General features: G+C 57.9%; 16 protein-coding genes. 4 read left to right on the plus strand and 12 right to left on the minus strand.

Annotated features, from left to right (window positions below):
- The coding region (locus tag LAT62_RS00005) for an ATP-binding protein (protein WP_293376956.1) at nucleotides 1–1,539 on the plus strand (1,539 nt) is incomplete at its 5' end.
- 2 nt (nucleotides 1,540–1,541) lie between these two features.
- Here the strand turns inward: LAT62_RS00005 and LAT62_RS00010 are convergent.
- Complete coding sequence (locus LAT62_RS00010; RefSeq protein WP_293376959.1) at nucleotides 1,542–3,296, minus strand: sensor histidine kinase; 1,755 nt, start codon at nucleotides 3,294–3,296, stop codon at nucleotides 1,542–1,544.
- A gap of 144 nt (nucleotides 3,297–3,440) precedes the next feature.
- On the opposite strand from LAT62_RS00010, the gene LAT62_RS00015 reads away from it, so the two are divergent.
- Together LAT62_RS00015 and LAT62_RS00020 are read left to right on the plus strand one after the other, a co-directional pair.
- A complete protein-coding gene (locus LAT62_RS00015; RefSeq protein WP_293376962.1) occupies nucleotides 3,441–3,827 on the plus strand; it encodes a response regulator in 387 nt (128 codons plus the stop codon).
- Nucleotides 3,824–5,533: a diguanylate cyclase gene (locus LAT62_RS00020; RefSeq protein WP_293376966.1), complete on the plus strand. Its 1,710-nt coding sequence runs from the start codon at nucleotides 3,824–3,826 to the stop codon at nucleotides 5,531–5,533. The genes LAT62_RS00015 and LAT62_RS00020 overlap by 4 nt, the downstream gene beginning before the upstream one ends.
- Nucleotides 5,534–5,566: 33 nt before the next feature.
- Here the strand turns inward: LAT62_RS00020 and LAT62_RS00025 are convergent, their stop codons facing one another.
- From LAT62_RS00025 to LAT62_RS00040, 4 genes are all read right to left on the minus strand, one after another.
- The gene (locus LAT62_RS00025; RefSeq protein WP_293376969.1) at nucleotides 5,567–5,905 is read right to left on the minus strand and encodes a hypothetical protein; all 339 of its coding nucleotides are present in this window, start codon (nucleotides 5,903–5,905) and stop codon (nucleotides 5,567–5,569) included.
- Between the two features lie 16 nt (nucleotides 5,906–5,921).
- Entirely contained in the window at nucleotides 5,922–7,259 is a 1,338-nt protein-coding gene (locus tag LAT62_RS00030; RefSeq protein WP_293376972.1) for an FAD/NAD(P)-binding oxidoreductase, read from the minus strand.
- A 50-nt stretch (nucleotides 7,260–7,309) separates the two neighbouring features.
- Nucleotides 7,310–7,507 carry a DUF2892 domain-containing protein gene (locus tag LAT62_RS00035; RefSeq protein ID WP_293376975.1) on the minus strand — a complete coding sequence of 66 codons (198 nt, stop codon included), beginning with the start codon at nucleotides 7,505–7,507 and terminating at the stop codon, nucleotides 7,310–7,312.
- Nucleotides 7,508–7,682: 175 nt separating this feature from the next.
- Nucleotides 7,683–8,183 (minus strand): rhodanese-like domain-containing protein, encoded by a 501-nt coding sequence (locus tag LAT62_RS00040; RefSeq protein WP_293376978.1) that lies wholly within the window; start codon nucleotides 8,181–8,183, stop codon nucleotides 7,683–7,685.
- 105 nt (nucleotides 8,184–8,288) lie between these two features.
- Between LAT62_RS00040 and LAT62_RS00045 the strand changes: the two genes are divergently transcribed.
- Nucleotides 8,289–9,092, plus strand: coding sequence for a TlpA disulfide reductase family protein (locus tag LAT62_RS00045; RefSeq protein ID WP_293376981.1), 804 nt, complete (start codon nucleotides 8,289–8,291; stop codon nucleotides 9,090–9,092).
- A gap of 19 nt (nucleotides 9,093–9,111) precedes the next feature.
- Here LAT62_RS00045 and LAT62_RS00050 read toward each other — a convergent pair whose 3' ends face one another.
- The 7 genes from LAT62_RS00050 to ugpA form a co-directional block, all read right to left on the minus strand.
- The gene (locus LAT62_RS00050; RefSeq protein ID WP_293376984.1) at nucleotides 9,112–9,717 is read right to left on the minus strand and encodes a trimeric intracellular cation channel family protein; all 606 of its coding nucleotides are present in this window, start codon (nucleotides 9,715–9,717) and stop codon (nucleotides 9,112–9,114) included.
- 1 nt (nucleotide 9,718) lies between these two features.
- Nucleotides 9,719–10,408, minus strand: a complete 690-nt coding sequence (locus LAT62_RS00055; protein ID WP_293376987.1) for a DUF599 family protein — start codon at nucleotides 10,406–10,408, stop codon at nucleotides 9,719–9,721.
- A gap of 87 nt (nucleotides 10,409–10,495) precedes the next feature.
- Nucleotides 10,496–11,392: an SMP-30/gluconolactonase/LRE family protein gene (locus tag LAT62_RS00060; protein WP_293376990.1), complete on the minus strand. Its 897-nt coding sequence runs from the start codon at nucleotides 11,390–11,392 to the stop codon at nucleotides 10,496–10,498.
- Between the two features lie 26 nt (nucleotides 11,393–11,418).
- Nucleotides 11,419–12,183: a glycerophosphodiester phosphodiesterase family protein gene (locus LAT62_RS00065; protein WP_293376993.1), complete on the minus strand. Its 765-nt coding sequence runs from the start codon at nucleotides 12,181–12,183 to the stop codon at nucleotides 11,419–11,421.
- Between the two features lie 20 nt (nucleotides 12,184–12,203).
- Nucleotides 12,204–13,256, minus strand: a complete 1,053-nt coding sequence (ugpC, locus tag LAT62_RS00070; RefSeq protein ID WP_293376996.1) for a sn-glycerol-3-phosphate ABC transporter ATP-binding protein UgpC — start codon at nucleotides 13,254–13,256, stop codon at nucleotides 12,204–12,206.
- 3 nt (nucleotides 13,257–13,259) lie between these two features.
- On the minus strand, nucleotides 13,260–14,108 hold the full coding sequence (gene ugpE, locus LAT62_RS00075) for a sn-glycerol-3-phosphate ABC transporter permease UgpE (RefSeq protein WP_293376999.1): 849 nt from the start codon (nucleotides 14,106–14,108) through the stop codon (nucleotides 13,260–13,262).
- 10 nt (nucleotides 14,109–14,118) lie between these two features.
- The gene (ugpA, locus tag LAT62_RS00080; RefSeq protein ID WP_293377002.1) at nucleotides 14,119–15,003 is read right to left on the minus strand and encodes a sn-glycerol-3-phosphate ABC transporter permease UgpA; all 885 of its coding nucleotides are present in this window, start codon (nucleotides 15,001–15,003) and stop codon (nucleotides 14,119–14,121) included.
- Nucleotides 15,004–15,053 lie beyond the last annotated feature (50 nt).

Below are 15,053 nucleotides of genomic sequence, written 5' to 3' on the forward strand. Positions count from 1 at the left end.
GAACTCAGTGCCATTGCCGCTGACCGGGCTCTGTCAGCAGACGATCAGATCCAGCAAGTGCTTGCCCTGGGTGCCAGGCATCTTGATCTGGATATCGGCATTGTGAGCCGTATCAAGGACAGCCGCTACCGTATCCGCTACTGCACCAGTCCGGAAGGCGTCGACCTGACACCCGGCCAGGTCTTCGATCTGGGAAATACCTACTGTGATCTGGTGCTGCAAACGGACCAGGTATTGGCCATCAACAGCATGGAAAACTCGGTTCATCGTGGCCACCCCTGCTATTCCGCATTTGGCCTTGAAGCCTATATCGGCGTGAGTTTCGAACTTGGCAATTCATACCTCGGCACAGTCAACTTCTCGGCCGCCAAACCCAGAACCAGGCCTTTTGATGACAGCGAAAAGCTTTTCGTCCGCCTGTTGACCGGGTGGATCGCCAAAACCCTGGAGCGTGAACACGCCCTGAACAACCTGCAACTGAGCGAGTCGCGACTGCGTGCGCTGTTCGAACTGTCACCCATCGGTATTGCCCTGAATGACTTTGAAACCGGTGACTTCGTTGACGTGAACGAGGCCCTGCTGGCGCCGACAGGTTACACGCGGGACCAGTTCATGGCACTGAGCTATTTCGACGTGACGCCTGAGCAGTACATGGACCAGGAAACGGCACAATTGGATAGCCTCAGGCAAACGGGCCGTTATGGCCCGTTCGAGAGGGAGTACATCCGCAAGGATGGCAGCCGCTATCCGGTGCGCCTGATCGGCACCCTGGTAGAGGACACCGAGGGACGCCACTTGATCTGGTCGATTATCGAAGATATTTCCGAGCGCCGTCGCGTAGAGCAGATGAAGAACGAGTTCATCGCCACCATCAGTCACGAATTGCGCACCCCGCTGACCTCTATCGCCGGATCACTGAGCATTCTGACGTCCGACGCAACCGGCACCCTGCCAAACCAGATGCAGGATATGCTGGAAATCAGCCACCGAAACAGCCAGCGCCTGCTGCTCCTGGTCAACGACCTGCTGGACATGGAAAAGCTGCTGTCCGGTCAGATGCAATTCAACCTGCAGGCGCAGTCACTGTGGCCGATTCTGGAGGTCGCAGTGCGGGACAATCAGGCCTATGCCGATCAGTTCGGTGTGCGGTTCTCGATACTGCCCGCCCGGGGTGACCCTGTCGTGGCGGTGGATGCCCATCGCCTGCAGCAGGTCATTGCCAATCTGTTGTCGAACGCCGCCAAATTTTCGCCAAAGGGGGAAACGGTCACCCTTGAGATCACCAGTGATGATGGCAAAGCCAGAGTCACTGTGCATGACCGGGGCCCCGGTATCCCGGCATCATTTCAACACCGCCTGTTTGATAAATTCTCTCAGGTCGATGCGTCTGATCGACGGGCCCAGGGCGGCACGGGCCTGGGCCTCGCGATCAGCAAGGAGCTGATGGAACAGATGAACGGGTCTGTCGGCTTTCACAGTATCGAAGGCCAGGGCAGTTCCTTCTGGCTGGAACTCCCGCTCATGCAAAAACCGGCCTGACCTCAGGTGTCGTGCCGAGGCAGCTTGAACCAGAAGTGGGCCCCTTGCTGATTGTAGAATCCGATTTCCCCGCCCATGCGGCGAACCAACTCACGCGATATGGCCAAGCCCAGGCCCGTACCGGTGGCTACTCGTGCATTTCCCTGATCCGCCTGGGCAAAACGCTGGAAAATACGGGACTTGAAGCTCTCAGGCACACCCGGCCCCTGATCACTGACGGTAACACCCCAGAAGCCGGGTCTCGCGGCGGCAATCTCGATACGCACATGGCCACCATCCGGTGAGTGTTTGACCGCATTGCTGAGCAGATTGTCGAGGATCTGGCGAATACCTGATGCATCTCCTGTCACTTGCGCCTGCTCAGCCCCGATAACCTCGAAGTGCAGCAGGTCTGGCTTTACCATCGGCTTGATATCCTCGACCGCCTTTCGAACGAGCGGTAACAGGGCACAGGCCGTCAGTTGAAGCCGAGCCTCCCCGGTCGCCAGCTTGTTGAAATCCAGCAGATCCTGGATCAGGGTCAGAAGCCTGTCCGAGTTGCGACTGGCCAGAGCAACCATGCGCCCGGCATCGGTCGACAACTCACCGGTTGCACCGGACTCCAGCAACCGGAGACTGCCGTGAATGGACGTCAATGGTGTGCGCAATTCATGACTGACCGTCGACACAAAATCGTTCTTCATGTCATCAACCCGGCGCCGTTCCTCGGTCAGTTGATTCATCGCCTGTATCAGCCCGCGCACTTCCGGCCCACCTCGGCTTGAGAGTGTCTCTTCGGTGCGTTCACCCTTGGCCATTCGTTCGAGTTGCCGGGTCATTCGACCCAGTGGCTCAGTCATGTTGCGCGCAAAGTACCAGCCGATACCCGTAACGACCACTACCACCAAAAGACTGATCAGCAGTAGTTGGAACAAAGACTGGCGGGCCGGCGCCATGGCGTCGTTGTAGGGCAGGGCGCGCAGCATGATCCAGTTCAGATCCGGCAAGTGCTGGGTCGCAATTAGGTACCGTACGCCGCGATGCGTTACCATTGTGCCGGTGGGCCGCAGCTCTGCAGCTGCGTCCACCAGCGCATTGCTGCCGGGGGCAGGCAAGGGAATCGGCCGGTCTATCTCGCGGTCTACATCAACATACAATCGATTCTGAGGATCGATAACAATTGAAATAACACCGTCAGCGCCATGCGGCTCATCGCTTCTCCGGACCAGGGGCGTACTCGACAGATCTACAGTCCCCCCCATAATGCCCAAATGAGTGCCCGTTTCAGAGAATATCGGCACAAGAAATGACACCAAAGGCAAGCCAGTGGCCCTGCCGATGATCGGCTCGGAGATCACAGGCTCCAAGTTTTCCAAGTAGCGCTGGAAGTGAGACCGGTCGGCATAGTTTGTACCAATCCGGTTCTCTACAAACCGGTTTTCGGCAACGGCCGTTGCGTCGCTGTCAAGAACCAGGAGTCCGTCCGGGAACAGATAGGCAGCCACAGAAGGCTGTTCCAGCAAGTCAGTCAGTTCTTCAGGTGTTTTCAGAGCATTGTCGTCGAGCAATCTTGGCGCAAAGGATTCGAGTGCAATCACTCTCTGCTGCAACGCCTGTGACAATTCCGATGCCAGTCGGCTTATTTGAGCCTCCTCACGATCGGCCACCAGTGCCTCATAATTGTTGACCAGAAGTGCATAGACGGTCACCAGTGTGCCGAGAACAACAAGCAGGCTTGTTGCCCAGACCAGCAATACGATACGTGTTCTCAGCGCCAAGCCGCTTTACTCCGCCATCTGTCGAATCCAGCCTGCCATACAACAGGGCTCCGAGCGAAATGAAAGCATGAAAAATGATTTTATGGAACTGATACCTCCCTGTTGGTACTCTTGGTCAGGTAGTAGGCAAGAGTGTAGCTCGACATGCCGCAACTGGAACGAATTCTCTGTGTCGAAGACGACCCGGACATCAGAGCCATAGCCCAATTCGCGCTTGAAAAAATAGGCGGCTTCCACGTCGGCGCGGTGGAATCAGGCCAAAGTGCACTGGCAGAACTGCCTCATCTCAAACCGCAATTGATCTTGTTGGATGTCATGATGCCGGGCATGGACGGCCCGGAAACACTGGCTGCGATTCGGGCCCTTCCAGAGTTTGCACAGACACCCATCGCCTTCATGACCGCCAAGGTTCAACCGAGCGAGATAGAACACTTCAAGTCTCTTGGTGCTGTCGATGTCATCGCCAAACCCTTCGAGCCGACCACGCTGCCCGACAGAATCCGCGAACTCTGGGACAGTATCAGTGTATGACGAACAACAAGACATCAGACTCCGAGCTTGCCGCCATTCAGCAGCGTTTCGCGGCCCAACTGAATGCTGAACTGCCCGGTATTATCGACCTGTTCCAGCACCTGGCCGGCACCGAGGCAGACCGGAGTCTGCTGGAAGACCTTGGAAACAGGATGCACCAGCTGGCAGGCTCAGCCGGATCCTTCGGTTTCAGTGCCCTGGGTGACAGTGCGCGTGTGCTTGAACAGCAGATCTCCCAGTGGCTGAATGAGGGCCTGGATGAGGGCTATCGACTTGTTTACCGGCAGCTGGCAACAACGGCCCGGCAACTGACGGAACTGGCCACCCTTGACCCCGGCTCCCTTCAAAAGCAGTCAGGCATGTTCGAGCATGAGCCCGCAGTGCCTGTCCCGACCCAGGACAGAGTGTCGATAGCTGTACTGGGCCAGCGGGCATTTCTGCCCCCTTCCCTGCTGGCGCAACTGCAGTCACTGAATTACGACATCGAAACAATCGCGTCCGCGGACGACCTGCCAGACCGCTCGAGCGATGTTTCCCCACAGATAGTCCTGCTGGACGTGGACCGCATTGACCCCGAACATCCGGCAGTCAAAAGCCTGGCCCAGTCAAATCACATTGCCATCGCCCTCAGCGAACAGAACAGTTTTTCACTGCGCAAGCGCTGCGTGCAGTCCGGCATTCGCTTTTTCTTTCCACTCGATGCTGACCCGACTCGGGTCATCAGTCATATTGACCAGCTGGTGCGACGGCTCAATGCGCCACCAGAGCGGGTCATGATTGTCGAGGATGATGACGAGCTGGCAGGGCTTTTCGAGGTCTATCTGAAACAGGCTGGCATGGACGTATTGGTCGTTATGGAGCCGGAGGAGTGCATGAATCAACTTCAACACTTCAAGCCCGAGTTGATCCTGATGGACCTGCGGATGCCCACTCTGTCGGGCAGTGAGCTGGCTGCCATTATCCGCCAGCATAAGGGCATGGAAGCGCTGCCGATCGTCTTTCTGTCTGGTGAGACAGACTTCACTGAGCAGATCCGGGCCATTGATATTGCAGAGGCAGACGATTTTCTGACCAAACCGATCAACGAGAACAGGCTGGTTGCCTCCGTGCGTACGCGTATCAATCGGTATCGACAGCTCTCTGAACTGATGAGCAGGGACAGTCTGACCGGCCTGATGACGCATGCGCGCATCAAGGAAGCGATACAGATGGAAACCAGTCGTGCCCGCCGCCGGGGCAGCCTGGTTACTGTGGCCATGCTGGACCTGGATAATTTCAAGTCAATCAACGATCAATTCGGGCATGCGGCCGGCGACAAGGTCATCACGTCCATGGCGCTGCTGTTGCGCCATGCCCTGCGGGATAGCGACCTGAAAGGCCGTTATGGTGGTGAGGAATTTGTGGTGTTGCTGCCCGACAGCTCTCTGCACAATGCAGTTGAGCGCCTGGAAGAAGTCAGGAAGCGTTTTGAAGGCCTGGGGTTGAAGCACGAAGGCCAACCGTTTCATTGCACCGTCTCCATCGGCATGGCCTGCAATCACGCCTTTCCGGGCGTCGAGGGTGATGATCTGATTGACCATGCTGACAAGGCGCTCTATCGCGCCAAGGCGGCAGGAAAGAATCGGACCGTGGTCGCCTCTCCTCCCGCACCTGAGCAGCCAACAATACGACCTGACGCAGAGGCGTCAGGGGAAACGCCGGCATGACGCTCCCCTGACCGCAGCGATCACCCGTATGTTTCAGGGTAGGCTGGGCCGGAACAGATAGATCATGGGATGCACGATCAGCCAGCAATAGGCGCCCACGCCCAGGCCAACCAAGGTCAGTGCAAACCAGTCAAACCCGGTCGCTACCATGGTAAAAGACGAATCGGTCAGGATAGGCACGATCACCATGGCCCACAGACCGACCATGAAGCTCATCACCACCGAAACGATCTTGGCCGGCGCCAGAAAGTAATACCCCCTCACCCGCGCCAGCAGCTGGACCAGTACCAGCAATGCCACGGCAACAACAATGACCCAAAGCAACGGCTGTAACGTGTACCAGCCTATGGTCAGAATACTCATCAGATTCATTGCAATTCCTCCAGGGTCAGACTCGACCATCCAGCATGGCGTAATAGGCAGGTTTCAGCATACGGTCCTTCATGATCCACACCGCCCAGGACTCATCTTTGGGGTCGATGAACGGAAATGACGGCAGCAGGACATTGCCATAGCCGAATTCGGCGAGCATGGCCTTGCCAATGCCGGTAATCAGCGGACAGGACGTGTAGCCATTATGTTCTGCGGTAGGCTCACGGTCGTTCATGACGGCCACCAGATTTTCTTCCACCACAGGGGCCTGTGCCTTGACACTCGCAGCGGTTTTATTGATCGGTGCCCCGATGACATCGCCCAGACCAAACACCTCCGGGTAGCGCCGATGCTGCATTGTGTACTGATCCACTTCCAGCCAGTTGCCGGCGAAGGGGCCGTCGGTCCAGACCAGGTCGCTCTCGCGCACGACATCCGGCGCACTCATCGGAGGCACGATATGGATAAAGTCATAGTCCATTGACCGCTCACCATCCGGGGTGTCGAACCAGGCCCGGCGTGCGCTCGCATCAATGCCGCGCAGCGGGTGGTGGTCATGGCGCTCCACGCCCTGTTCCTGCCAGCGCTGCAGCACGAAATCATTGTAGAAGTCGACCGCGAATACGCGATCACCCGCGGATGCGAAATGCACATCATACTGATCACGGTGGCCAGTATCTTCCAGGCGCGACAGGGTCGTGAACGTCATCTTCAACGGGGCACCAGCACATTTTACCGCCCCGGGTGCACCGATAAACAGGCCGGTACCGCCACCGCTGTCAATCCAGTCTGCTATGACCTGATTGGTTTTCGCGGCATGATCGGGCGTGTCATACACACAGCCAATACCGTGCTGTCCGATCATATCGGCCGAGAACCCCTCGACGTCTTCATAGTTGACCTGAAGGCCAGTGGCAACCACCAGATAGTCGTAATTCAGGGTGTCGCCCGAATCCAGTTGCAGGCGGCGGTCCTCCGCCTCGAATCGGGTCACCCGGGCCTGTATCCAGTTGATACCACTGGGCACCCAGCGCTGGTTGTCGGAAATGACCTCATCGGCCCGCCACACGCCAGAAGCCACCATGGTCAGCCCCGGCTGGTACCAGTGCTGGGGTTTGCTGTCGACCAGTGACACTTCTGCCATCGGCAGGCGGCGCGCCAGACGATTGGCCAGCGCCAACCCACCGGCACCGGCGCCGACAATGACAATATGACCGCGAGCATTGGAGTCGCGGCTCCAGGCCGGCGTCATGCCGGTCATGGATACCGCAGCGCCACCCAGGCCGACTTTGAGCAGATCGCGCCGCGTTAGCGCTGCGTGACTTGCTCCGGTTTTCAGTTTCTTGCTGGACATGACAATCACCTCTCTGTGGGCAACGCGGCCCCTTTCTGGCTCCAGGACTCTTACTGGCCCGTCACTTTGCAGGTTTTCACGCCAATCAACCGATACATTGGACAGAAATTGAACAGCGCGGTCGCCACTGGCACCACGCCAATCCAGCCCCACCAACCGATAACTTGGGTCAGTGCCAGACCTATCAGCGCCAGCCCAACGATCAGCCGCACTGTCTTGTCTGCAGTGCCTACATTTTTTGTGAACATGATACTTGACCTCCGGTCATTTGATTATTCATACCTAATTTAGATATACCTCATATAATAATCCATACAACACGCTCGGCATTGACCCAGATCAACACATTGAATTGCAGACCCGCTCGGCGAGAGTCGGAAAAATCAGGGCATCAAACCGCCTGACATGATTCGGTCAAGGCAATCAGCAAGCCGCCAGCGGTGTATCGCAGTATCCCGAGCCGTCAAGGTCGGCCAGAGCCTGGGACAAGGGTATGGTTCTGTAACCATGGTGATCCAGCGCCACCATACCGCCCTGATAGTCGGTCACCTGCCAGCCCTGCTCGGCCATCAGTTCACTGACCGGCCCCGAACGATTGGCCGTTCTGCAGATGATACCGATACGGGTTCCGGGGGGCGCCAGCGCGGTAACGGAATCGATGAAGGCCTCGGCATCGTAACGCCCCCAGTTGTCGAAGAACTGCAAGGGTACCGCGCCTGAAACCACACCCGTGTCTTCCCATTCCGCTTCGGTCCGGATATCGATGATCAACTCGCCCGCCCCCTGACTGGCAGCCAGACTGTCCGGTGACGCGGGTATCCGGGTGAGGCTGCCGCTTTGCGCTGCCACCCAGGCAGGTGCAAGCAAACACAGCGTCATCAACAGCGATGGAAAAAGGGTGACTCTGCTGCGGAACAAAACCATGGTTTGACTCTCTATAGATGACTCGTCTGACAAAAACAGTGTAGCCTTCCCACTGCCATATCCTTTATATTAGATATTACTTAATTATACAAGTTGAGCTTGTTCATGCCCGCATCCTTCACCCTCGGCCCGTTGTTCATTCCCACCGACCGCCTGCTGTTCGTAGTGGCCATGGTGACCGTGCTGCTGGTGAGTTTTGTGCTGGAGCGGCGTTATCGCCTGCTGGGGGCGCCCGGCCTGTGGCTGGTGCTGCTCAGCGGGTTTGGTGTCGGTCGTCTGGTGCATGTGCTTGAGCATTGGTCGGTTTACAGCCGCAACCTGATCGATGCGCTCTATGTCTGGCAAGGCGGATTCAACTGGATGGCCGGGGTGGCGGTGGCCTTGTTGGTGGCCTTGGCCTGGAGCCACAGGCGGCGCCAGCCCAGGCTGTTCCATGTTGTGCCGGTGCTCGCCGGCACTCTGGTCTGGGTTGGCGGCAGTCTGTTTCTGAGCGCTCAGCAGACGGCACCCGAGCCACTGCCTGAAATGCGCGTCAGCGACATGGCCGGTGATCCGGTTTTGCTGACCGATCTTGGCGGGCAGCCCACCGTGATCAACCTTTGGGCCACCTGGTGCCCGCCTTGCCGCCGGGAGATGCCGACCTTCGAGCGTGCTCAGGATACCTGGCCCGACATCCACTTTGTTTATGTCAATCAGGGCGAGGATATTGCGACGGCCCAGCGCTACCTCGATGAACATGAGCGTCGCCTGGAGACCGTATTGATTGATGGGCCGTCTCTCCTCTCAAGGCACTTTGAAGCCCGTGGTCTGCCGACCACCCTGTTCTTCGATGCCAACGGCAACCTGCATGCGCTGCACCCGGGCGAAATTTCAGCCGTGCAACTGGAGCGTTATTTGGAGAGACTTTGAGATTCAATGGCACTGTATTTCAGGGACCCTTCAGCGTCGGCAGATGCAGGCCCCTGTAGAAGCCGAGCAGGCGCAACAGCACCACCAGAGCAAGGCCAACCAGAAAGGCGAGGCTTTCCGGGGCGCCCAGCCAGAGCAGCAGCAGGTAGGCACAGATGCCGCCTATAGCTGCAGTGGCATAGATCTCGCGGCGCAGCACCAGTGGCACATGGGCGGTAATGACATCGCGCAGGATGCCGCCGGTGACGCCGGTCATGGTACCCATCAGCACGGCAATCAGCGGTGAAAAACCGGCAGCCAGCGTGAGGCTGGCTCCGGACAGCGCAAACAGCGCCAACCCCAGGGCATCGGCCACCTGAAACAAGAATCCCGGGGCGTGACGAAAGCGCAGATAGATGAGTGTGGTCGCCGCAGCGCCCAGGATCACCAGCAGATAGGTGGTATCGACAATCCAGAATATGGGGTGGCGATCGAGCAGCAGGTCCCGCAGCGTACCGCCGCCGATGGCCGTCAGCGTCGCCACCACAATCACCCCGAGCAGGTCCAGTTCCCGATCCCGGGTCGCCAACACGCCACTGGCCGCAAACACCGCCACACCGGCCAGATCGAGATAGTACAGCAACATGTCAGAGCCCCTGCGCCTTGACGAGCTGCTTCAGGGTCGCACTGTGGAATTCCCGTCGATTCAGAACCAGCACGATGGCGACAGTGAACAGCAACAGCCCTATCGGGCCCATCAACCAACCCAAGGCGGCCAGGCTGAAATAGACAGCGCGCAGCCCATAGTTGAACTGCTTGGCCGCCAGGTCCATCACCTTGGCGGTATGCGTCACAAAGGCCTCTCTCGAGCCTTCCGGATCAGACTCACCCGGCATCGGTGCTGCACCCAGCATGACAGATAGAAAACCATACTGGCGCATGCTCCAGGTAAAACTCAGAAAGCCGTACACATAGATGGCGATCAGCGCGCCGATCTTGATTTCCAGCAACGTTCGGGAACTGGCCTGCAGCAGTGTGATGTCCCCCAGCAGCGCCACCACCTGCTCCGAAGCTGCCAATACGGTAATCAGGCCGGCAATGGCAAACAGGCTGCTGGAGGCGAAAAAGGCAGAGTTTCGCTCGAGATTGCCTACCGCAGCCATGTCGGCCACCCGGTTGTGGCGCTCGAGCATGCGTCTTATCCAGTCGTGGCGGAAATGATGCATCACCGACGACAAACTGTGCCGGGATTGTGCTGCCCGCTTGGCATAGTGGGTATAGGACACCCAGCACAGCAGAAAGCCGGCCAGCGCGATCCAGTCCAGCAGGTAGGCCATACGGCTCCCAATGCTCGTCAGCTCCATGAGGACCTTTATTCTATCCTGTGCAATCAGGGTCTGAAAGCGGCCTGCTTGAATCACATCTCAGGGTAGCGGCAACCTGTTCAGGTCAGGCACGGATTCTGGAAGACCGGTGTAATCGGTTTCATAAACCAGCACGGAACCGGCCAGGGGTTCGCGCACCAGCGCCTCCTTCGACAGGCCTTCACGGGCGGACGTCACAAACAGCAGGTTCATGCCTGGGCCACCAAGGGCCACACAGGTAGGCTGGGAGACCGGCACCGGATGCAGCGCTTTCAGCTCGCCATCCGGACTGAAACGGGCCACGCCATGACCGCCCCACAGGGCGCACAGCAGATGCCCCTCGGCATCCATGCAGGCGCCATCGGGATTGCCCTGTGGCGCTGCAGCAAACTCGGTTGGTGCACTCAGGCCACCGGTTTGCGGATCAAAATCGAACCGACGGATGCACCGGGTCGGCGTATCGGCGTGATACAGGGTTCGACCGTCCGGGCTCCAGCACAATGCATTGGGAATCGACAAGTCGCGCAGCATGGGACGAGCGCCTGATTCATCCAACCGATACAGGGTCCCAGTCTGGCCCTGATCATCCTCCACCATGGTGCCAGACCAGAAGCGCCCCTGCCGATCGACACGCCCGTCATTGAAGCGGTTACCCGCTATCGACGCTTCAGGACGAGCCAGCCAGGTCACCTGCTGCCGGTCCGGCCGATACAGGGCAAAGCCGGATGCAAAGCTGACCAGCAACTGCACCGGATCAGTCGAGACGATACCGAAAGCCGTCAGCCGCTCGGGGGTGCTCCAGACCTGTTGCTGTTGAGTGGCCCAGTCCAGCCGGTACAGACGACAACTCAGAATATCGGTCCACCAGAGGCTGCCACTGTCGACATGCCATTGAATGCCTTCACCCAGGCGGTTGTTCATCTCGATGGTGTGATGCAGTTTGAGCGTGCTCTTCATTCTCTCTTCCTTGTGCTTCAACCGCCCTATTCTGACCCCCCATATCGAGTGCGTCCAGCACCCTGAAAATGACTGGAAAAAAGTGTCGGATCATCCGTGATCACACCGTCGACACCCATTTCAAACAGTCGTTCACCGGCTGCCCGATCATTGACTGTGTAGACATAAAGCTCATAGCCGGCTGCCTTGATATCGGCAGCCTGCCTGGCAGTGAGGCTGTCACCATGGCAGTGGATACTGACCAGAGGCAAATGCCCGACCCGCGACTGCCAGCCCTGCGGCAACTCGACACAGAGCTGGCCGTATTGCCAAGTTGGCCGAAGGTTGCTCATCAATTCCAGAGCTCGGGTCCAGAAGCTGGATATGAGCAACCGGCCAAAGTCTGACCACTGGGTTTCCAGCGCCCGGACTACCTTCTCCACCGCATCCTGTATATCGGCATCATCATAGAACTTGAGTTCCAGGTTCAGGCCCATCCCGGCCTGGGCCAGATACTGCAGCATGTCTTCAAGCAGGGGGATCGGCTCACCGGCAAAGTCGGCAGAAAAATGGCTGCCGGCATCAAGCCCGGCCAGGTCCTGCCGAGTCAGCGCGCGAAGCGGCCCAAGGCCATTGGTCAGGCGCCCCAGGTGTTCGTCGTGAAAAACCACCAGTGTCCCGTCCCCCAGTGACTGGACATCGATTTCCACCCAATCGACGCCCAACTCTCGAGTCAGCCTCATGGCACCGACTGTGTTTTCCGGTGCCAGGAGTGCCGAGCCGCGGTGAGCGATGACTCTGGAAGCAATCAAGGCAGTGCCCCTCTCCTGGGTCAGTCCGTGCGCCGACCCGAAGCTTCATTGAAAGGATGAAGCACAGAGAGCGGAGCATAGACCATGATCTTGCCACCCTCGGCCACCGCCGTGTTTTCTTCCACGCGCATGGTAAACGCCTGCCTGTCCGGCAACAGATGCAGATAGAGGTGGCTTTCCGCACCGGCCGGCTCGAACAGTTTGACTTCGCAATCAAAGCTCAGATGCGGCTCCGCCGGCTTTTCAAACACCACTGTGTCAGGCCTTACACCAATGACGTCTGTGCCTTCCGGCAGTTGTTTGACCGCCTCCTGATTGTCTTTGTTGGCGAACGTCGAGGCGCGGACGATATTCATGCTGGGCGAACCAATGAATTCCGCCACAAACAGCGTCTCCGGCCGGTGGTAGACATCCATCGGCGAGCCCACCTGCTCGATTCGGCCCTGATTCAGAACCACCAGACGGTCTCCCAGCGTCATCGCTTCCAACTGGTCGTGTGTCACGTAAAGCGAGGTGGTTTTGAGGCGCCGCTGCAGTTGCTTGATCTCGACGCGCATTTGCACGCGCAGCTTGGCATCCAGGTTGGACAATGGCTCATCCAGCAGGAAAGCCGCCGGTTCACGCACCAGCGCGCGCCCCATGGCTACCCGCTGACGCTGTCCACCCGACAAGGCTCTGGGCTTGCGATCGAGGAACGGATTGATCTCCAGCATCTTTGCGGTATTCTGCACCCGCTCATCGATATCCTGTTGACTGAAGCCCCGATTCTTGAGGCCATAGGCCAGGTTCTTGTACACCGTCATGTGCGGATACAGCGCGTAGTTCTGGAACACCATCGCGATATCGCGCTCTGCCGGCTCAAGCTGATTGACGACTTTATTGCCGATAGAGAGCTCGCCCTCGGTAATGGTCTCCAGTCCCGCTACCATTCTCAGCAGCGTGGATTTGCCACAACCGGACGGTCCGACCAGTACGATGAATTCGCCATCGGCGATATCAAGATTGATATCCTGCACAGCCCGGATGTCTCCGGGATACACCTTGCCAAGACCTTCAATTTTTATCGCTGCCATGTGTTATTTCTCCGTCTCCGTCAGGCCTTTGACGAAAAGCCGTTGCATGAAAAGAATGACCAGTATTGGCGGGAGTGCCGCCATGACAACTGTGGCCATCACCAGATGCCACAGAGGCTCACTGTCACCGCCGGTAAGCATACGCTGAATACCCATGACGATGGTGTAGTACTTGGGATCCGTGGTGATCAGCAGTGGCCACAGGTACTGGTTCCAGCCATAGATGAACATGATCACGAACAGCGCCGCGATATTGGTGATCGACAGGGGCATCAGGATGTCCTTGAAGAACTTGAACGGTCCCGCCCCGTCCACGCGCGCGGCTTCCAGCATTTCTTCCGGCACCGTCATGAAGAACTGGCGAAACAGGAAGGTGGCCGTAGCTGATGCGATCAAGGGGATCGACAAACCGGCAAAGCTGTTCAGCATTCCCAGATCCGCCACCACCTGGAAGGTCGGCACAATCCGCACCTCGACGGGCAGCATCAAGGTGACGAAGATCACCCAGAAGAAGAATATCCGGAACGGGAAGCGGAAATAGACAATCGCAAACGCCGACAGCAGAGAAATGGCCAGCTTGCCGATGGTGATGGCCATCGCCATGACAAAGCTGTTCCAGAGCATCAATGAAATGGGCGGCGTACCGGCACTGGAGCGCCCCTGCAGCAGCGCAGTCCGGTAATTGTTGATGGCTTCCGTGCCCGGCAGCAGGGGGATGGTGCCGCGCATGAAAGTGCCGCCGGTATGCGTGGAGGCGATAATCGCCACATAGATGGGAAACACCACCAGCGCCACACCCAGAATCAGGAGGGTATGCGCCAGAATGTTGCCCCAACGGTTATTCTCGACCATGACCAGGCTCCTAGTAATTGACCCGACGTTCGATATAGCGGAACTGAATCACCGTCAGCACAATCACGATGGACATGAGGATGACGGACTGGGCGGCTGACGACCCGAGATTCATGCCCACGAAACCGTCCCGGTACACCTTGTACACCAGGATGTTGGTGGCCTGGGATGGCCCGCCTTCGGTGGTCGCGTGAATCACCCCGAAGGTGTCGAACATGGCATAGACAATGTTCACCACCAGCAGGAAGAAGGTGATGGGAGACAGCAGCGGAAACACGATGGTCCAGAACCGCTTGAACCGCTTGGCGCCGTCAATGGCGGCCGCCTCGATCAGCGAATTGGGAACAGACTGCAGACCTGCCAGGAAAAACAGAAAATTGTAGGAAATCTGTTTCCAGGCCGCCGCAATGATCACCAGCAACATGGCCTGATCACTGTTACGGCGGTGGTTCCAGTTGATGCCCACCATATCCAGCATATAGGGCAGAATGCCGATGGACGGATTGAAGATGAACCACCAAAGCACACCGGCAATCGCCGGTGCGACCGCATAGGGCCAGACCAGAAAGGTGGTATAGGTATCGCGGCTGCGAATCATCTTGTTGACCATGACGGCAAACAACAGGGCCACCGACATGGACAGCAGAGTCGTGCCCACCGAGAACACCAGCGTCACCTGCATGGAGTTCAGATACAGGTCATCTTCGAAGAGTCTTTGAAAGTTCTGAAACCAGACAAACTCTGTCCGGAAGCCGAAGGCATCCTGACGCAGCACTGACTGGTAAAGTGCCTGCGAAGCAGGCCAGATAAAGAAGATGACAGTGATGATAATCTGCGGCGCCAGCAGCAGATAGGGCAGCCAGTTGTGGCTGAAGGTCATTCTCTTGGTTTGCATAACAGGGTGAACCCCTACTACAGACAGTAAAAGGCCCCTGAATTCTCATT

This window comes from Natronospirillum sp., assembly GCF_022565775.1.
In the GTDB taxonomy this organism is placed as follows: Bacteria; Pseudomonadota; Gammaproteobacteria; order Pseudomonadales; family Natronospirillaceae; genus Natronospirillum.

Excerpts from the sequence above, each read along its gene's own strand:
- ugpA (WP_293377002.1), bottom strand. The coding sequence starts at position 15,003 with ATGCAAACCAAGAGAATGACCTTCAGCCACAACTGGCTGCCCTATCTG.
- LAT62_RS00045 (WP_293376981.1), top strand. The coding sequence starts at position 8,289 with ATGCCCGCATCCTTCACCCTCGGCCCGTTGTTCATTCCCACCGACCGC.
- ugpE (WP_293376999.1), bottom strand. The coding sequence starts at position 14,108 with ATGGTCGAGAATAACCGTTGGGGCAACATTCTGGCGCATACCCTCCTG.
- LAT62_RS00050 (WP_293376984.1), bottom strand. The coding sequence starts at position 9,717 with ATGTTGCTGTACTATCTCGATCTGGCCGGTGTGGCGGTGTTTGCGGCC.
- LAT62_RS00055 (WP_293376987.1), bottom strand. The coding sequence starts at position 10,408 with ATGGCCTACCTGCTGGACTGGATCGCGCTGGCCGGCTTTCTGCTGTGC.
- LAT62_RS00035 (WP_293376975.1), bottom strand. The coding sequence starts at position 7,507 with ATGTTCACAAAAAATGTAGGCACTGCAGACAAGACAGTGCGGCTGATC.
- LAT62_RS00015 (WP_293376962.1), top strand. The coding sequence starts at position 3,441 with ATGCCGCAACTGGAACGAATTCTCTGTGTCGAAGACGACCCGGACATC.
- LAT62_RS00040 (WP_293376978.1), bottom strand. The coding sequence starts at position 8,183 with ATGGTTTTGTTCCGCAGCAGAGTCACCCTTTTTCCATCGCTGTTGATG.
- ugpC (WP_293376996.1), bottom strand. The coding sequence starts at position 13,256 with ATGGCAGCGATAAAAATTGAAGGTCTTGGCAAGGTGTATCCCGGAGAC.
- LAT62_RS00060 (WP_293376990.1), bottom strand. The coding sequence starts at position 11,392 with ATGAAGAGCACGCTCAAACTGCATCACACCATCGAGATGAACAACCGC.
- LAT62_RS00020 (WP_293376966.1), top strand. The coding sequence starts at position 3,824 with ATGACGAACAACAAGACATCAGACTCCGAGCTTGCCGCCATTCAGCAG.
- LAT62_RS00025 (WP_293376969.1), bottom strand. The coding sequence starts at position 5,905 with ATGAATCTGATGAGTATTCTGACCATAGGCTGGTACACGTTACAGCCG.
- LAT62_RS00030 (WP_293376972.1), bottom strand. The coding sequence starts at position 7,259 with ATGTCCAGCAAGAAACTGAAAACCGGAGCAAGTCACGCAGCGCTAACG.